Origin of the sequence: Bariatricus sp. TF06-38A (assembly GCF_027690675.1) — a bacterium.
GTDB lineage: Bacteria > Bacillota > Clostridia > Lachnospirales > Lachnospiraceae > Allocoprococcus > Allocoprococcus comes.
In genome coordinates this window covers 446,962-465,154 of record NZ_JAQFCE010000001.1, presented here as the reverse complement: position 1 = coordinate 465,154, position 18,193 = coordinate 446,962, and the positions used below count along the sequence as shown (strand labels likewise).

At 43.9% G+C, this 18,193-nt stretch carries 13 protein-coding genes; 1 reads left to right on the top strand and 12 read right to left on the bottom strand.

Features of this window, described 5'->3' with window-relative positions; all coding sequences use genetic code 11:
- Window positions 1-90: 90 nt before the first annotated feature.
- The 12 genes from PG418_RS02190 to pdxR all read right to left on the bottom strand — a co-directional run bounded on the left by PG418_RS02190 (window position 91) and on the right by pdxR (window position 17,207).
- The gene (locus tag PG418_RS02190; RefSeq protein ID WP_498836982.1) at window positions 91-2,028 is read right to left on the bottom strand and encodes a PTS fructose transporter subunit IIABC; all 1,938 of its coding nucleotides are present in this window, start codon (window positions 2,026-2,028) and stop codon (window positions 91-93) included.
- 23 nt (window positions 2,029-2,051) lie between these two features.
- Window positions 2,052-2,972 carry a 1-phosphofructokinase gene (gene pfkB / locus PG418_RS02185; RefSeq protein ID WP_195254736.1) on the bottom strand — a complete coding sequence of 307 codons (921 nt, stop codon included), beginning with the start codon at window positions 2,970-2,972 and terminating at the stop codon, window positions 2,052-2,054.
- The gene (locus tag PG418_RS02180; RefSeq protein ID WP_008369518.1) at window positions 2,972-3,721 is read right to left on the bottom strand and encodes a DeoR/GlpR family DNA-binding transcription regulator; all 750 of its coding nucleotides are present in this window, start codon (window positions 3,719-3,721) and stop codon (window positions 2,972-2,974) included. The genes pfkB and PG418_RS02180 overlap by 1 nt, the downstream gene beginning before the upstream one ends.
- Window positions 3,722-4,157: 436 nt before the next feature.
- Window positions 4,158-8,765, bottom strand: coding sequence for a PolC-type DNA polymerase III (locus PG418_RS02175; RefSeq protein WP_346997761.1), 4,608 nt, complete (start codon window positions 8,763-8,765; stop codon window positions 4,158-4,160).
- Between the two features lie 3 nt (window positions 8,766-8,768).
- Window positions 8,769-9,824 (bottom strand): flavodoxin-dependent (E)-4-hydroxy-3-methylbut-2-enyl-diphosphate synthase, encoded by a 1,056-nt coding sequence (gene ispG, locus PG418_RS02170; protein WP_008369525.1) that lies wholly within the window; start codon window positions 9,822-9,824, stop codon window positions 8,769-8,771.
- 74 nt (window positions 9,825-9,898) lie between these two features.
- The gene (locus PG418_RS02165) at window positions 9,899-10,366 is read right to left on the bottom strand and encodes a hypothetical protein (protein WP_195254738.1); all 468 of its coding nucleotides are present in this window, start codon (window positions 10,364-10,366) and stop codon (window positions 9,899-9,901) included.
- A 125-nt stretch (window positions 10,367-10,491) separates the two neighbouring features.
- Window positions 10,492-11,961: a xylulokinase gene (xylB, locus tag PG418_RS02160; protein ID WP_022220940.1), complete on the bottom strand. Its 1,470-nt coding sequence runs from the start codon at window positions 11,959-11,961 to the stop codon at window positions 10,492-10,494.
- 332 nt (window positions 11,962-12,293) lie between these two features.
- The gene (locus tag PG418_RS02155; RefSeq protein ID WP_173687113.1) at window positions 12,294-13,778 is read right to left on the bottom strand and encodes an L-fucose/L-arabinose isomerase family protein; all 1,485 of its coding nucleotides are present in this window, start codon (window positions 13,776-13,778) and stop codon (window positions 12,294-12,296) included.
- 34 nt (window positions 13,779-13,812) lie between these two features.
- Window positions 13,813-14,433: a DUF4867 family protein gene (locus PG418_RS02150; protein ID WP_022220942.1), complete on the bottom strand. Its 621-nt coding sequence runs from the start codon at window positions 14,431-14,433 to the stop codon at window positions 13,813-13,815.
- A gap of 102 nt (window positions 14,434-14,535) precedes the next feature.
- Window positions 14,536-15,378, bottom strand: a complete 843-nt coding sequence (locus PG418_RS02145; RefSeq protein ID WP_173690686.1) for an AraC family transcriptional regulator — start codon at window positions 15,376-15,378, stop codon at window positions 14,536-14,538.
- Window positions 15,379-15,549: 171 nt separating this feature from the next.
- Window positions 15,550-15,786, bottom strand: a complete 237-nt coding sequence (locus tag PG418_RS02140; RefSeq protein ID WP_008369532.1) for a hypothetical protein — start codon at window positions 15,784-15,786, stop codon at window positions 15,550-15,552.
- A gap of 95 nt (window positions 15,787-15,881) precedes the next feature.
- On the bottom strand, window positions 15,882-17,207 hold the full coding sequence (gene pdxR, locus PG418_RS02135; protein WP_195479323.1) for a MocR-like pyridoxine biosynthesis transcription factor PdxR: 1,326 nt from the start codon (window positions 17,205-17,207) through the stop codon (window positions 15,882-15,884).
- 122 nt (window positions 17,208-17,329) lie between these two features.
- Between pdxR and PG418_RS02130 the strand changes: the two genes are divergently transcribed.
- Entirely contained in the window at window positions 17,330-18,184 is an 855-nt protein-coding gene (locus PG418_RS02130) for a pyridoxamine kinase (protein WP_181974582.1), read from the top strand.
- The last annotated feature ends 9 nt before the right edge of the window (window positions 18,185-18,193 follow it).

The following is an 18,193-nucleotide window of genomic DNA, read 5'->3' as shown; positions in this document are numbered from 1 at the left end:
TGGATTCCCTGTGCATCTGTTACTACATACTTAAATTCTTTCATGATTCAACACTCCTGTTCTTTAAAAAATATTTAGAAAATTAATAAGTTACTGCTCTGCTTTCAATGGCTTTTTGAGTAATACAATTCCCGCCATTGCTACGACAGCTCCTACAACCAATGCTATCAAAAACATCAATGGATTGTCAATAATTCCGATGACAAAAATTCCTCCATGCGGAGCTCTTGATCCGCATCCAAACATCATGGATAATGCGCCTGCTATTGCAGAACCAACTATACATGGCGGAATGATTCGAAGCGGATCAGATGCTGCAAATGGAATGGCTCCTTCTGTGATAAAAGAAAGTCCCATGATGTAGTTTGTGATACTTGTCTGCTGTTCGCTCTTTGTGAAACGGTTTTTAAAAAATGTGGTGGCAAGTGCGATTGCGATCGGTGGAACCATACCTCCGATCATAACAGATGCCATAATATCAAACTGTCCACTTGCGATGGATGCCGTTCCAAATACATATGCCGCTTTGTTGAACGGTCCGCCAAAATCAATGGACATCATACCTGCAAGAACCGCTCCCAGAAGCATCTTGCTGGATTCTCCCATTCCGGAAAGGACATTATTCAGCCAGGTGTTAAATGCTCCAACCGGTGGGTTTACGATAAAGATCATAAATGCTGCCATGATCAGGATCCCAAAGAATGGATACAGAAGAACCGGTTTTGTCCCTTCCAGAGTTTTCGGAAGCTTGTCAAACAATTTCTTCAATCCGATCATCAGGTATCCTGCTGCAAATCCGGCGATCAGTGCACCGAAGAATCCGGATGAAATCCATGCGTCTTCTGCAAGGAATACAGAAGTTCCGGCTTTTGCAAGAAGTCCGCCTACAATACCAGGCATCAATGCCGGTCTGTCACCAATTGCCATTGCAATATAACCGGCAAGGATCGGGAACATCATCCCAAACGCTGTATTTCCAACGGTGTTGAAGAATTTTGCAAGTGGAGTTCCACTACCAAATGCTGCTGTACCTGCATTTGCACCGTCAACCAGAAAAGAAAGTGCGATCAGGATTCCACCGCCGATTACGAACGGAAGCATATGGGATACTCCATTCATCAGGCTCTTATAAATCTTGCGTCCGATGGTATCTCCGTCAGATGACGCACCACCCTCTTCTGTTGCTCCACCCTTGCTGTGATAAACTGGAGCATTTCCACTCAAGGCACGTTCGATCAGCTCCTGTGCTTTGTTGATTCCGTCAGATACCTTTGTACTGATCAGTGGCTTGCCGTCAAATCTTGCCATTGCGACATCCTTGTCGGCTGCAATGATGATACAGTCACAGGCAGCGATTTCTTCCGGTGTCAGTACGTTCTTGGCACCACCAGATCCGTTTGTTTCTACCTTGATGGTAACTCCCATTTCTTTCGCTTTCTTTTCCAGACCTTCCGCCGCCATGTAAGTATGGGCGATACCGGTCGGGCATGCGGTAACTGCGAGGATCTGATACGGTTTTGCAAATGCATCCGCCGGAGCTTCTGCTTTTTCTTCTGCTTCTTCCGGGAATTTTTCTTTCTCGGCTGCATCAACATAAGCAAGAAATTCATCAACATCCTTTGCATGAAGCAGCTTGTTTCTGAAATCCTCATCCATCAGAAGCATGGACAGACGACTGAGTACTTCCAGATGTACATTGTCCTCTGAATTCGGTGCTGCGATCAGGAAAATAAGGTATGCCGGTTCTCCGTCCAGAGAATCGTAATCTACACCCTCCGGAAGTACCATGGCTGCAAGTCCCGGTGCGCTTACCGCTTCAGTCTTGCCATGCGGGATTGCAATGCCTTCACCAATTCCTGTAGTTCCTTCTTCTTCTCGTTTGAAGACGGTTTCACGATAGGTGTCAATGTCATTGATGTTCCCGCCTTCTGCCATCAGATCGACCATTTCACGGATGACCTGCTCTTTGGAGTCTGCCTTGCCATCGAGGCAAATACTTTGCTTTTTGAGTAAATCTGTAATCTTCATCTTGTCATTCCTCCCATTTGATTTTATATATGGTACACTTCTGCCGGTTCTCCAAGAAGTGCAACAATCTCATCTCTTGTAGCAAGCCACGAACAGAATGCCGAAGCGCTTCCTGCCGCCACACCCAGGCGGAATGCTTTTCCCATATCTTTTGTATTCAGATATCCGGTAATAAATCCTGCCACCATAGAATCACCTGCGCCAACAGAATTGACAACCTTTCCTTTCGGAGGCATGGTCTCATAGACTTTTCCATCCTTTGTCACAAGGATCGCTCCGTCACCTGCCATGGATACCAGTACATGCTGTGCTCCAAGTGCCTGTAACTTCTTCGCATAAATGATGATGTCTTCTTTTCTCTTCAGTTCTACGTTAAACATCTCACCTAACTCATGGTTGTTCGGTTTGATCAGGAACGGATGATATTTCATAACTTTTAAAAGAAGATCCTTGGTTGCATCCACTACAAAACGGATTTCTTTTCCGGAAAGTCTCTCCAGGATTCTCTCATAAATATCTTCCGGCAGAGTATTCGGAATACTTCCTGCAAGGATCAGTACATCGCCTTCTTCCAGCTTATCCAACTTTTCATATAATGCCTGAATTGCTTCTTCTGTGATAACCGGTCCCTGTCCGTTGATCTCAGTCTCAGTTCCTGCATTGATCTTTACATTGATTCGGCTATTACCTTCTTTTAACGGGATAAAATCTGTCTCACATCCGAACTCTTCCAGCATCTTTTCCAGTACATCTCCGGTAAATCCTGCCTTGAATCCAAGCGCTTTGCTCTTAAGTCCCAGATTGGAAAGGATCACAGATACGTTGTTTCCTTTTCCTCCCGGATAGATATGTTCGCTTGTTGTCCGGTTGATCTCTCCCGGGATCAGCTGATCTGCCTGTACCACATAGTCCAAAGACGGGTTAAATGTCACTGTGTAAATCATTATTTTGCAACCTCCACAATATTTTTATATTTGTTAAATGTAGCATCCTTAAGCTTTGTTGTAATGATGTCCACTGCATCCAGTTCTGAAAATGTTACCGGTGCTACCTGACCGAATTTGGTTGAATCTGCAAGGATGTAAGCCTTTGCGCTTCTTAAGATCGCCATCTCTTTGATCGCAGCCTCCCGGATATCCGGTGTGGTGCATCCACTCTCTATATGAATCCCATTGGTTCCGAAGAATCCTTTTGTGAAATGGTATCTTCCCAGGGTTTTCATTGCTTCCTCTCCGACCAGTGCCAGCGTTGCTTCTTTTAATTCCCCACCGATCAGATAAACTATACATCCTTTCTGTGTCAGCTTCTTCGCATGCATGATTCCGTTTGTCACATACACAGCGTCCTGCTCTGTCAGGAAATCAATCAGAAAATCAGTGGTTGTCCCTGCATCGATATAGACGAAATCATCTTTTTCAATCAGAGATGATGCATACTTTCCGATCTGCACCTTTTCATCAATGTTCAGATCCTGTCTGACTGCAACAGATTCGTCTCTGGTGTACTGCGCCATATTGACTGCGGTTGCACCACCATGTACCTTGATCAGCTTTCCTTTTTTATGAAGTGTTGTCAGATCTCTTCGTATCGTTGACTCTGACATATCCAGAAGCTCGGTCAGTTCCTGAACAGTGATTGTCTTGTGTTCATTCACTAATTTCAGAATTTCACTGAATCTTTCTTCTGCAAGCACTTATCTCACCTCCATTTCGACTGGTTATGACTGATTTATTCAATTGTATTTTATATTTCAGTCATTTTCAATCATTTGTTTTCTTTTTCGTTCATCTTTAGGTCTAATATATCGTCTTTTTCAGTCAAAGTCAATCATTTTCAACCATAAATAACTACCAAAAAAATAGGGGTGATTTTGTGCATTTTTATGGGTGTGGAATCGGTGGTGCCAGAGTTCCGACTTGTGTTTCATCTCCATTGCACTCAACGGAATTGGAAATGGATATAGTCGGAACGGAACTCTGGCTTCTACGTTACTGGCAAAATGCAGCAAAAGGCTTTGTTTAACCTAACCAAATGCAAATTTATACTTTTCTCTTATATGCAAAAAAGCCAAAGCACTTTTTTAAGTTATATCGAATGATAACTTATCTTTAAGTACTTTGACTTTTTATTTAGGCAAAATCAAACAGGGATAACTGATTGGTCTCCGGGAGGTCGCCCAGCAAACCCATATCTGCCATCAAGTCAACCAATGTCTTGCTGACTTTTGTTCTCTGACGGAAATCGTCTTTAGAGAGGTATGGTCCGTCTTTAGCGGCAATTTCCATGGCCTCGGCGGCTTTATCGCCCATGCCGTCAATGGTGTTGAACGGTGGAAGGAGCTTGTCGCCGACGATCTGGAACTTGGATGCTTTGGATTTGTAGATATCGATCGGTAAAAAATCAAATCCTCTGGCATACATTTCCAGTACATTTTTCATATCTTTTAAGGTATCCTGATCTTTTTTACTGAGCTGATTGAGTTCTGCTTTTCTTTTATATTCTTTCATATGGTAGAGAAGTTTTTCTTTTCCCTGTCCCATCAGTTCGTAAGAGAATGCAGATGCACGGATTCCGAAGTATGCCGCATAATAGGCAAGCGGATAATTGATCTTGCAGTAGGCAATCCGGTATGCCATCATGACATAAGCTGCAGCATGGGCTTTCGGGAACATGTATTTGATCCGCTCACAGGACCAGATATACCATTCCGGCACGTCATGCTCCAGCATATCTTTTTTAAACTGTGACCACTCTTTACATTTTCCTTTTGCGACGGTTCCTTTACGCACACGTTCCATGATTGTAAAGGATTCTTCACTTTCAACACCTTTGTTGATCAGATAAGTCATGATATCATCACGGGTACAGATTGCCGTGGAAATGGTTGCCTTTCCTTCTTCAATCAGGGTCTGTGCATTGTTCAGCCACACATCTGTTCCATGAGACAGACCTGAAATACGGATCAGGTCCGAAAGCGTCTTTGGCTTGGTATCAATTACCATCTGGATAACAAAATCTGTACCAAACTCCGGGACTCCCAGACAACCAAGCGGACATCCGTCAATGTCCTCCGGTGTGATACCGAGCACCTCTGTTCCTGCAAAAAGTCCCATTACACCTGGATCATCCAAGGGAATATCAGTCGCTTTAAATACATTATTCACTCCATCGTATTTATTGTCCATCGCATCGGAATTGATCAGCTCTTCCAGCGTTTTGATCATGGTCGGATCATCGTGTCCGAGAATATCCAGTTTCAAAAGGTTGTGGTCGATGGAATGATAATCAAAATGAGTGGTGATAATATCGGTCGTCATATCATTTGCCGGATGCTGGATTGGAGTGAAAGAGTTAATGTCCTCTCCATGCGGAAGAACTACGATTCCCCCCGGATGCTGTCCGGTACTTCGGCGGATTCCGGTACAGCCAGCTACGATACGATCGATCTCGCAGTTTCGCTTACGGTCACCACGCTCCTCATAATAATTCTTCACATATCCATAAGCCGTCTTTTCTGCAAGTGCGGCAATGGTTCCGGCACGGAAGGTCTGACCTTTTCCGAAAATAACCTCCGTATACTTATGCGCTTTACTCTGGTAATCTCCGGAGAAGTTCAGGTCGATATCCGGCTCTTTGTTTCCCTTGAATCCAAGGAAAGTCTCAAATGGAATGTCAAATCCATCTTTGACCAGCTTCTGTCCACAAACCGGACAGTTCTTATCCGGCATATCGTGTCCACAGCCACCCACATATTTTTTCACTTCTTCCGAATCAAAATCACTATAGTGACAATTGCTGCAATAGTAATGTGGAACCAGAGGATTGACCTCCGTGATTCCTGCCATAGTTGCAACGAATGAAGATCCTACCGAACCACGGGATCCTACCAGGTAACCATCCTCGTTGGATTTCCATACCAGCTTCTGCGCAATGATATACATAACCGCAAATCCATTGGAAATGATGGAATTCAGTTCTCTTTCCAGTCGTTCATGTACGATCTCCGGAAGGGGATCCCCGTACATAGAATGGGCTTTATTATAACAGATATCTCGCAGCATCTGGTCGGAATTCTCAATAACCGGAGGACACTTATCCGGGCGGACCGGAGAAATCTTCTCGATCATATCCGCGATCAGATTGGTGTTCCTGATCACAACTTCATACGCTTTTTCCGAACCAAGGTAGGCAAATTCATCCAGCATTTCCTCCGTTGTACGAAGGTATAGTGGTGCCTGCTTATCGGCATCTCCAAATCCTTTTCCTGCCATGATGATCCGGCGGTATACCTCATCTTCCGGATCCATGAAATGTACGTCACAGGTTCCCACGACCGGTTTGTGGAACTGCTCCCCAAGATGCACGATCTTCCGGTTCAGATCCATGATATCTTCCATAGAATTGACCGAAGTTACTTTGTCACTCTCTACCATAAATGCATTGTTTCCAAGCGGCTGGATTTCCAGATAGTCATAAAAATCCACGATCTTCGCGATCGTCTCATCCGGCTTTCCATCCAGAAGTGCACGGTAAAGCTCTCCTGCTTCGCAGGCACTTCCCACGATCAGACCTTCCCGGTGCTCATTTAGCACACTTTTCGGGATACGGGGTCTGCGATTATAGTAAACCAGATGGGATGCAGAAACAAGCTGATACAAATTCACACGACCAATGTCATTTCTTGCAAGAATAATGACATGATAAGTCGGAAGCTTTTTAATAGAATCCGGGTTCAGATCCCCAAATTCATTAACTTTTGCAAGCGTTGTCAGTTCCCGTTCTTTAAGCATCTGCACAAATTTCACAAAGATTTCTGCCGTGCAGCCTGCATCATCAACTGCGCGGTGATGATTCTCCAGGGAAATATTTAAAGCTTTTGCAACGGTATCCAGCTTGAAACGGTTCAGTGCCGGAAGAAGGACACGGGCAAGTGCAACGGTATCTACATAAGTAAAATCAGCCTCAATCTTCTGCCTTTTGCAGTTCTGCTCGATAAATCCCACATCAAAAGAAGCATTATGCGCCACCAGAACCGCATCGCCAATAAATTCTATAAACTGCGGCAAGATCGTCTCAATATCCGGCGAATCGATGACCATCTCATCGGTGATGCCGGTAAGTTCCGTGATACGGAACGGGATCGGACGTTTCGGATTGACAAAGGTACTGAACTTATCTGTAATCTTACCGTCTTCCACTTTTACCGCGCCAATCTCGATGATCCGATCAGTCACAGCGGAAAAACCGGTTGTCTCGATATCGAATACCACGTAAGTGCCTTCCAGGTCCTGTCCTTTTTCGTTCTCTGCGATCTTAGTCAGATCATCTACCAGATATCCTTCCACTCCATAAATAACTTTAAATGGATCATCCTTATCCAGATCCTCGATCACATGATTGGCATCGGTAAACCCCTGCACCACACCATGATCGGTGATCGCAATCGCCGGGTGCCCCCAGTCATGTGCTCGCTTTACCAGATCTTTTGCCTCGGAAACACCATCCATATCGCTCATCTTGGTATGGCAGTGAAGCTCCACGCGTTTTTCCGGATACTTGTCTTTTCTTGTTACACGGAAATCCGAAGTTTTGCGGATTCCGGTTACAGAACCAATGGTCAGCTCTCCATCAAATTTATCAATCGTCGTAACTCCTTTGATTTTCAGAAATACACCTTTTTTAATCTCCGCAAGCAGATCCGGGAGCTGGTCATTGCGGGTAAACATCTTGACCATGATCGTGTCGGTAAAGTCGGTCACGGCAAACATGACGATTGTCTTTTCGTTCCGGATCTCACGGGTATCAAAGCTGATCACCTGTCCCCGGAAAGTAATCTCACCCATCTCTCCGGTAACTGTCTTCAGCTCGATCGGCATATCGTCAAAGTCCCGTCCATAGATTACGTTCGGGTCATCAGAGCGCTTGAGCGGATAATCCCGACGCACAAAGCTTCCCTTGCCACTTTTGAACCCACTGGACTTTCCTGCAAATTCCTGCTTTTTCGGAGTCTCCGTTTTCTTCTGTTCCTGTTTATTCTGCGTACTTGATGCATCTGCTTCTTTAGCGGCATCTTCTGCTTTTTCCGCTTTCTTCTTTGATATGCCTTCCGTTTCTTTTGCTTTTGCCGCCTCTTCCGTGGCATGCTGTGCCTGCAGCTTCTGATTCCTTTCCCTGATCGCATCTACTTCCTGCTGAAGCTGCATTTCATTGAATTTCTTGTATTTGCTCTCTCCTACTTCTTCATAATCAATTTCTACATCCACCGGCACGTGGAAACGGTTCTCAAAGACATCCTTCAGATAGCTGGTGATCTCGCTGGTCTTTCCCTCTGCAACAATCGTGTCCGCCATAGTCAGACACATAGTACGCTCCCCTTCGAAGCGGCACTTTGCCTTCTGGAACATATTTTTCTCCAGCACACTTTTCTGCTCCAGCTCAAAAAGAATACTCTCCTTGTAGGCATGCATCAGGTTCTCCGGCGTATACTGCTCGGAAAGCCGGTATTCCTCGATGATCGTCACCGGAATATTTCCCTGCGAAAACAGCTGTTCCTCAATCTGGTTCTCCACATAACATACCGTCTTCTTCGGGATCAGATGGGTACTGTAAATATAAACCTTGATATGATTTCTGGCTGAAGTGGAGGTGATTTTCGTCACCTCCACCTTTTCAAACAGCATATGGCTGTCGTTATCGATATTCAATGTTGGAAACACATCAAAAAATAGCTTTGTCATCTTCTATTCGCCCCAATGTTCCAGTTCATTACGAAGTGCATCTAAAAGTTCATCCTCTTTTACCTTGCGGATGATCTCTCCTTTTTTGATCAGAAGTCCTTCCCCAATTCCCCCTGCGATTCCAAGATCAGCCTCTCTTGCTTCTCCAGGACCATTTACCACGCATCCCATCACTGCAACCTTGATATCAAGTGGATATTCAGCAACCATCGTCTCTACTTTATTGGCAAGTCCGATCAGATCAATCTTGGTACGTCCACAGGTCGGGCAGGATACAACTTCAATTCCTCCTTTTCTAAGTCCCAGTGCTTTCAGGATCAGTTTTGCACTCTTGATCTCTTCTAATGGATCCCCTGTCAGCGATACACGAATCGTATCTCCGATTCCCTGATAAAGGATGATTCCAAGTCCTACTGAAGATTTAATATTGCCTGAAAGCAGCGTCCCGGACTCGGTGATTCCCACATGCAACGGATACGGGCATTTCTTTGCGATCAGCTCATGCGCTTTTACACACATCATGACATCTGAGGACTTAATACTGACCACCAGATTGTCATAGCCCATGTTCTCGATCATGTGTACCTTGTCAAGTGCACTTTCCACGATTCCCTCTGCAGTCACACCACCATATTTTTCCAGAAGGTTCTTCTCCAGCGAACCACTGTTCACCCCGACACGGATCGGAATCTCGTATTCTTTTGCTTTCTCCACAACCGCACGGACTCTGTCCTCACTTCCGATATTCCCCGGATTGATACGGATTTTATCTGCACCGTTTTCAATTGCAGCGATCGCAAGACGATAATCAAAATGTATATCTGCAACCAGTGGAATATGAATCTGTTTCTTAATCTCTTGTAAAGCCTGTGCTGCTTCCATATTCGGAACTGCACAGCGGATAATCTCGCATCCTGCCTTTTCCAGAGCAAGAATCTGTGCAACTGTAGATTCCACGTCCTCTGTCTTTGTATTTGTCATGGACTGGATCGCTACCGGATTGCCTCCACCGATCTTTCTTCCTCCGATATTTATTACTTTTGTCTCCTTCCTTGTCATCTGCTTTTAACCTCCTGTTCTCACACAAAACCCTCTGCCTGCGGACTTTCGTGCCCACAGAGAGAGGGTTCTCTTTATTTGTCTGCTTTTTCAAAAATCATCTGGTCCCCATAATCCCACTCGGTAAGTGTAAGCTCGGTTCCGTCCACACTGTAATTGAATGTAGTGAGTACAGAATTGATCGCCTGCTCTACTTCCGATGCAGTTACATTATCACCAAGTTCTTTCGCTGTCTCATCCAGCTCTTCCTGCTTTACAGTAAATGTAATCTGCTTTGCCTTGATATCCAGTGTATATCCAAGTTCCACCTCCACATCCTTACCATCGATCAGGTTCTTCCAGTCAAGCTCTGCTTCATTATGGTCATCTACTTCCAGTATCATATCACTCTCATCATGCTTCCACTTTCCTTCCAGCGGATTTCCGAAAAATCCCTGGTAAATGAAATATCCAGCCACGATAATGATCAGAACGGTCGTAATTCCTGTCACATAGTTCCACACACGGCTTCTTTTATCTTCATCATTCTTTGCAATAATCATAGAATCAAGCCCTCCACATCATGTCAATCTTATAATTCATTATACGGGTTTTAACTTTCACTGTCAACGGGGACTGCAAAGAAGAAGATTCAATGTGACTGACGCCATAAAAATCTTATATTCAATTACTGAATATGCGGAAATACCGGTTTGAGTGCCGGGTAGATCTGACGGAACTCCTGATATCTCTTTTCGTATTTTTCAACCAGTTCTGCTTCCGGTTCTACGGTATCTACAATCTTAACCAGCTTGTCAGCTGCTGCTTCTACGCTTTCGTATTCGCCGCATCCGACTGCTGCAAGGATTGCACCTCCAAGTGCCGGTCCTTCTTCGCTCTCGATGATATCCACTTTCAGGTTCATGATATTGGCGATCATCTTTCTCCAAAGAGGACTCTTTGCTCCACCACCGCAGATCTTGGTACGTTCAATCTTGATTCCAAGGCTTTTTGCAACTTCAAGGGAATCACGGAGTGCAAATACAACTCCTTCCAGTACTGCCTGCATCATATCTGCTCTTGTGGTATCCATCGTCATACCGGTAAAGGTAGCTCTTGCATATGGATCATTGTGCGGTGAACGCTCTCCCATCAGATATGGAAGATAGAACACATGGTTCTCACCAAGCTTTGTGATATCTTTCTGCTCTGCTGCAAAATCATCCGTGTGAAGAATCTCTTCTGCCCACCATTTATTGCAGGATGCAGCACTTAACATGCATCCCATCAGATGATAATGACCGTCTGCATGTGCAAAAGAATGCAGGGCATTGTTCTTATCTACGCCGAAGTTTGCACTGGAAATAAAGATGGTTCCGGATGTTCCAAGGGAAATGTTACATCTTCCGTCACCAACTGTTCCTGTTCCGACAGCTGCCGCTGCATTATCGCCTGCTCCTGCAATAATTTTTACATTTTCAGAAAGTCCGAGTTCTGCTGCTACTTCCGGCTTCAGACTTCCTACGACTTCGTAACTTTCATAAAGTTTCGGAAGCTGTTCTTCTGTTACGCCGCAGATGTCCATCATTTCTTTGGACCAGCATTTGTGTTCTACATCCATCAGAAGCATGCCGGATGCATCCGAATAATCAGAGCAGAAGCTTCCTGACAGGCAGTATGCCAGATAATCTTTTGGAAGCATGATTTTTGTGATCTTTGCAAAATTCTCCGGCTCATTTTTCTTTACCCACAGGATCTTTGGTGCGGTAAATCCAGTAAATGCAATGTTTGCTGTGTATTTAGAAAGCGTTTCTTTTCCGATCTCGTTATTCAGATAATCCGTCTCTTCTGTGGTACGTCCATCGTTCCAGAGAATTGCCGGGCGGATGACCTGGTCGTCTTTATCCAGAATGACCAGTCCGTGCATCTGTCCACCAAAGCTGATTCCTGCAACCTGGCTCTTATCACACTCAGAAGTCAGTTCTTTGATGCCTTCTACGGACTGGGTAAACCAGTCTTCCGGATGCTGTTCTGACCAGCCCGGATGTGGGAAGTATAATGGGTATTCTTTTGAAACAATTTTTTTGATGTCGCCTTTTTCATCCATTAACAGAAGTTTTACTGCGGATGTTCCAAGGTCTACGCCTATATAGAGCATAATGTTCCTCCTTGTTAGGGTTTTTATATCAACCTGACGGATTCGAGGGATTGTGACCAGATTATAGAAAATAAATATTGCATCTTCCAATCGGCAAAGCATTCCGATGAGCCTCTTAGGGCGGAAATTGTGTCAGCAATGGCTTCCACAATTTCTGAGTCTCATCTTCATTGCCTCAAATGGAATCTGCCATATTTATTTTCTATAATCTGGTCCTCAAGACATTGAACCGCCTGCTTGAAACATAAATCCTGTTTTTAATTCGTGTTTCTTTGTACTATAAAGGGGCGGGTTCATTCAGCCGCCCCTTATATGATTGTGTATAGTTTTAATTAGCCCCAAGGATTTTCTGTTGGGTAACGTACACCTTTTGGCTGGTTGTAGCCGATTTCGTCTACCGGTACTCCGATGTATTTGAATACTTCGTAAAGTGCTTTTCCGTAATGTCCGAATGCTACGGCTCCGTGATGCGGGAAGTTCTTTTCGATCAGTACATGACGATAGAATCTGCCCATTTCCGGAATTGCAAAGATTCCGATTGCTCCGAAGGAACGTGTTGCCACCGGAAGGACTTCACCGTGTGCGATGTAAGCTCTCAGTACGTTGTCTGATGTGCTCTGCAGACGGAAGAATGTGATATCCCCTGGTTTGATGTCGCCTTCGAGTGTTCCCTGTGTTACCTCGATCGGAAGGGATCTTGCCATGATCATCTGGTATTTCATTTCACAGAATGAAAGTTTGGATGATGCGGTATTTCCACAGTGGAATCCCATGAATGTATCTTTCAGTGTGTAATCAAATTTGCCTTTAATGTCTTCTTCGTAAAGGTCAGCCGGTACGGAGTTGTTGATATCAAGGAGTGTTACGGTATCTTCACTTACAACAGTTCCGATAAATTCGCTAAGTGCTCCGTAGATATCTACTTCGCAGGATACCGGGATGCCCTGTGCAGTCAGACGGCTGTTGACATAGCATGGTACGAATCCGAACTGTGTCTGGAATGCCGGCCAGCATTTTCCTGCGATTGCAACGTATTTGCGGTATCCTCTGTGTTCTTCTACCCAGTCTTTAAGTGTCAGTTCATACTGAGCAAGTTTTGAAAGGATTTCCGGTTTCTTGTTACCGGCTCCAAGTTCTTCTTCCATCTCTTTTACAATTGCCGGAATTCTTTCATCTCCGGCATGTTTGTTAAATGCTTCAAACAGGTCAAGTTCTGAGTTTTCTTCAATCTCTACGCCGATATTGTAAAGTTGTTTGATCGGTGCATTACATGCAAGGAAATTCAGCGGTCTTGGTCCAAAGCTGATAATCTTCAAATTGTTAAGTCCGATGACTGCTCTTGCGATCGGTTCAAATTCATGGATCATATCTGCGCATTCTTCTGCTGTTCCAACCGGATATTCCGGAATGTATGCTTTGACATTACGAAGCTTTAAGTTGTAGCTTGCATTTAACATACCGCAGTATGCATCTCCACGTCCCTGAATCAGGTTATTGCCGCTCTCTTCTGCTGCTGCAACGAACATCTTTGGTCCATCGAAGTGTTTTGCAAGAAGCGTCTCTGAGATCTCCGGTCCGAAGTTTCCAAGATATACAACCAGTGCATTACATCCGGCTTTCTTAATATCTTCCAGAGCCTGTACCATATGGATTTCGCTTTCCACGATACAGATCGGACATTCATAAATGTGTTTTTCTCCGTATTTTTCTTTGTAAGCCTTCATAAGTGCTTCTCTTCTTGATACAGAAAGGCTTTCCGGGAAACAGTCACGGCTTACCGCAACAACTCCAATTTTAACTTCTGGCATGTTATTCATGATCTTTTCCTCCTAAACAAGGACTTTCGTCCGCTTATTTTGCAAGATCGATGTTCTCTCCTTTAAGACCACATACCGCACCTTCAATACCTGCTTCTTCGTGAGCAATAAGCCATTTGTTTTTTGCTGTCAAAAGCTTGTCATCATAAGATTTTGTATGACAGGTCATCAGATCTGTGTTTGTTCCCTGTGGAAGAACAACGATTGCTTTGAATCCATTTCCATCCACTCCACATGGTGCATAGTGAAGGGTTGTTCCATAAATTTCAATTCCTGTTCCTGCCGGAACAAGAAAAGCCTCTACCTTTGATGTCTCATAGGTAAAATCAGATGCAATATCCTGCTCTGATCCAAGAAGTAAAATGATATCTGTAACTGCAACATTCACTTCTGAACTTCTGTGATATTCCAACGCATTCAGCTTGCTGTTATGACCATTACAATATCCGATCTGTATTGGAAGTTCTCCAAAAATTCTCATCTTCAGATCAATTGCAGGTTCTGTCTTCTCCAGTTTGTTATCCGATGGCACATAAATAACCTCCTCCGGAAGTGGTGTCTGCTCCATTACCTTGATCATTTCTGTAAAATCATAGCCATCAACGATACGTCCATAACGTCTGAATTCTGGATCTGTTACATTTTTGATTTTCATTGTGTTTCTTCCTTCTTTCTTTTTATTTTAACAGGCGTGTTCAGTACCTGCTACCGAATACTTAGCCTGTTAACTGCACTTTCTTGTCTTTGTCAACTTTTTCTAACTCATTTTCTGATCCTCTGATTTCTGTCTCCGACGAAACTCACTGGGTCTTACTCCGTATTTTTTCTGAAATGCTTTTGCAAATGCCCTTCCATCTGCAAATCCATTATGCTCTGCGATCTCTTCTACCAATGCATCACTTCCGGTAAGCTCCCGGTATGCATATTCCAGACGAATGCCCTGTACATATTCTTTATAATTGATCTTCGCATATTTCCGAAACATCCGAGACAAATACGTGGGTGAATAACCGAAACTCTGCGCCACTCCTTCAAGTGAAAGATCTTCTTTGAAATTTTCTTTTATGTAACCGGTAATAGAAGAAAGCCGATTCCTGTTCCTATGTTCACGCACAATTTCTTCACTGACATTCATCTTCCGATACTTCGTCACCATCAGATATAGCAATCTGTAAAAATAACTCTGTACTTGCAGCTCATATCCTATCTCTTTTTCCTGATATGTCGCATACATCTTCTCCACCAATTCTACTAGCTGCTCATCCTGTACTCTTTCCCTGTGGGTAAAACAGATAAACTGCTCATCCGTATAATACCGTTCAAATGTCTGAAGCGGCATCTGAAGTACAATGGTCTTATTCGGAAGTGACGCCGAAATCGAATGCAGTTCATTGGAATTAACGATCACAAAGGTTTTCTTATCCAGATGGATGTCTTCTTCATTGATATAAAAATCCAGTTTGCCTTCCAGCACAACAAACATCTCGATTGACCGGTGCCAGTGCTTTTCCCTGACATAATTTCCATCTTTCCCTTCAAACAAAAACATTCGAAAAGAAAGATCCTCATTTGGCAGAACCAGTTCATGTGAACCTTCCATCCTTTCCCCCTTTCTTTCTCCTGTCGGAATATAAACAGCATGATAACCACCATATGACAAACATTGGGTGATCATATATGCATCCCGCATATCTGTCTTTATTCTTACACTTTGCGGTGTAAGCATGGTTTTTGGTGCAAGTATCACACATTTTACTCCTGCGGCTGTTAGCTAGTTATAGAGTGAATATCCAAGACAGCCCGCCTCATATCCACACTGAATATCGTATTCATCATTCAACCCAAGTTTCATTTTCATATTTTCAATAAACAGCAGGATATTTTTATAATCCGATGTTACCTTGATTGTTTCAAATACACTGTCAGCCTCACCGATTATTGGTTCCATTGCGCATAATGTGTAATTTGTGGTATGGATATTCATGCCAATTTTTAGTATTCTTTTCATATGAGTGATCTCCTTTTGTATGCGGTAATCCTTGTTACCTTTGTTCTTATCAAATTCTAGTATACAGGTAAATCCACATTGCTACAAATGTGAGGTCACTTCATATTATCTATTATAACGCATTTTGCAAGGATCTGCATAGCTTCTTCGTATTTGTCCGACTCTACACCTGCGCAGGTCAGTAACAGCGTATGTCCTTCGGCTTCCCGGAATGTAAGACCTTCTTTTCGGGCTGCTTTTGCCACTTTCTTAACATCTGTTCCATTTGAAAATATAATTTGAACCATAAAACCGGCTTCCCCGATCTTTACATTTACTGTATCCCCAAATACCTTGTGGATACTCTCCGCAAGCTTTTCTGCCTTTGCCAGATGGATCTTCCTGGATTTACGGACCTGACTCGCCAGATGTCCGTCACGGATAAACTGTGTCAGTGCGATCTGCTCGGCCTTGGATGCAGTCTGATTGTAATTATTTTTTCTTTTTTCGTAAGTTTCCATCAGTTCCGGCGGCAGTATCATATAACTGATCCTAATAGACGGAAGCAGCATTTTGGAAAATGTTCCCAGATAAATGACATTCCTTCCTCCCGAAAGTCCCTGCAGGGACGGAACCGGTTTCTGAAAATATTTGAACTCACTGTTATAGTCATCTTCAATGATCAGAAAATGCTCTTTCTCGGCGCGTCCGACCAGTTCCAGTCTTTCCTGGATCGGCATCACCCCACCAAATCTTGTCATCTGTGATGGTGACACGTAATACATTCCAATCTCTTCTTCCGCACTTCCTACAATCCGGTAGTTATGATCTTCAAAAACCGTCATTCCCTGTACAAACTCACTGTCCCTGAAAAATACGGTTCTCTTTTTATGATTCAGTGGACACAGAATATGCAGAAGACTCTGTATACCGGCACCGATCACGATCTGATCCGGGCTGCAGATCACACTTCTGGTCTTCTGAATATATTCAGACAGTACTTCCCTGAATTCCTGTTCCCCCTGCGGTTCTCCATAAGAAAGCAGTCTCTCATCCTGACGCATTGCGCTCTTCATATATCTCCGCCATAATTCAAACCGGAAACTCTCTTTATCTACATTTGATGTTGCAAAATCATAGACAACCGGATTCTCCTGCTTCCTTACATGCCGGCTTGCAATCTTTCTGCCCTCTTCCTGCTTCTCGGCAATATCCGTCACATAATATCCACTCTGCGGTCTGGACACAATATAACCTTCTGCTGCCAGAAGCATATACGCATTCTCCATCGTCGTCCGGCTCATCTGCAGCTCGTTTGCACCTTTACGGATCGATGGAAGCTTTGTCTCTGACTTCATCTGCCCGGATAGAATCAGATTTCTGTAATAATGATACACTCTCAGATACCGGCAGTGTTCCTCATTCTGTAATTCCACTCTCATAACTGACCTCTAAAAAATATTTCTTTTTGTATATTTTACAAATGACACTTTTATTTTATTCTATATAAAACACATAAGAAATGCAAGAATTTTTCACTTTGTATTTCGGAAAGGATACTTCAATGATAAAACGAGTCGCTGTTATCAATGATCTGTCCGGTCTTGGTAAATGCTCTCTGACAGCTGCGATACCGGTTCTTTCCGTCATGGGTGTGCAGGCCTGTCCTCTGCCAACGGCAGTTTTAACCAATCAGACCGGCTACGACAGCTATTACTGTACGGACTTTACCGACAAGATCGATCATTACACAGAAGAATGGCAAAAACGTGGTCTTACCCTGGATGCAATCAGTACCGGATATCTCGGCAGCGCAGATCAGGCGGAAAAAATCCTGAATTTCTGTGAGAAGTTCAGAACCCCTTCCACTCTGCTCTTTGTCGATCCGGTCATGGGAGATTCCGGTGTCAAATATGACATTTTCACTCCCAGACTCCAACAGCAGATGCAGAAACTTGTATCCCATGCCGATGTGATCACGCCAAATCTTACCGAGCTGTGTCTTTTAACACACTCTGATTTTGCAGGGCTTACCAAGTATAAGGACGAACCGGATTATCTGGACCGGATTGCCCGGATTGCCGCTCCTTTGAAAGAAACGCAGATCCAGACGATCATCGTCACCGGTATTCTTTATCAGGCTCCTTCTGATGATACCGTAAAATATTACAATCTGGTTCTCGAGAACGACCAGATAAGCGTCATTTCCTCTGGAATTCACGGAGGAAGCTATTCTGGCACCGGTGACCTGCTCTCCGCTGTCGTATGTGCCTCGATGGTACAGGGAAAAAGTGCAGCTGCAGGCGTGGAAAAAGCATGCCGGTTTATCGAAAGATCTCTGATTGACACCGTTGCCGACCAGATTCCGCGCAATGATGGAATCAATTTTGAATCCCATCTTTCTATGCTGCTTGACTGACATTTACAA

Bases quoted from the DNA above. Each gene is read 5' to 3' on its own strand.
- PG418_RS02190 (WP_498836982.1), bottom strand. From the start codon at position 2,028: ATGAAGATTACAGATTTACTCAAAAAGCAAAGTATTTGCCTCGATGGC.
- pfkB (WP_195254736.1), bottom strand. From the start codon at position 2,972: ATGATTTACACAGTGACATTTAACCCGTCTTTGGACTATGTGGTACAG.
- PG418_RS02175 (WP_346997761.1), bottom strand. From the start codon at position 8,765: ATGACAAAGCTATTTTTTGATGTGTTTCCAACATTGAATATCGATAAC.
- ispG (WP_008369525.1), bottom strand. From the start codon at position 9,824: ATGACAAGGAAGGAGACAAAAGTAATAAATATCGGAGGAAGAAAGATC.
- PG418_RS02165 (WP_195254738.1), bottom strand. From the start codon at position 10,366: ATGATTATTGCAAAGAATGATGAAGATAAAAGAAGCCGTGTGTGGAAC.
- xylB (WP_022220940.1), bottom strand. From the start codon at position 11,961: ATGCTCTATATAGGCGTAGACCTTGGAACATCCGCAGTAAAACTTCTG.
- PG418_RS02155 (WP_173687113.1), bottom strand. From the start codon at position 13,778: ATGAATAACATGCCAGAAGTTAAAATTGGAGTTGTTGCGGTAAGCCGT.
- PG418_RS02150 (WP_022220942.1), bottom strand. From the start codon at position 14,433: ATGAAAATCAAAAATGTAACAGATCCAGAATTCAGACGTTATGGACGT.
- PG418_RS02145 (WP_173690686.1), bottom strand. From the start codon at position 15,378: ATGGAAGGTTCACATGAACTGGTTCTGCCAAATGAGGATCTTTCTTTT.
- PG418_RS02140 (WP_008369532.1), bottom strand. From the start codon at position 15,786: ATGAAAAGAATACTAAAAATTGGCATGAATATCCATACCACAAATTAC.
- pdxR (WP_195479323.1), bottom strand. From the start codon at position 17,207: ATGAGAGTGGAATTACAGAATGAGGAACACTGCCGGTATCTGAGAGTG.
- PG418_RS02130 (WP_181974582.1), top strand. From the start codon at position 17,330: ATGATAAAACGAGTCGCTGTTATCAATGATCTGTCCGGTCTTGGTAAA.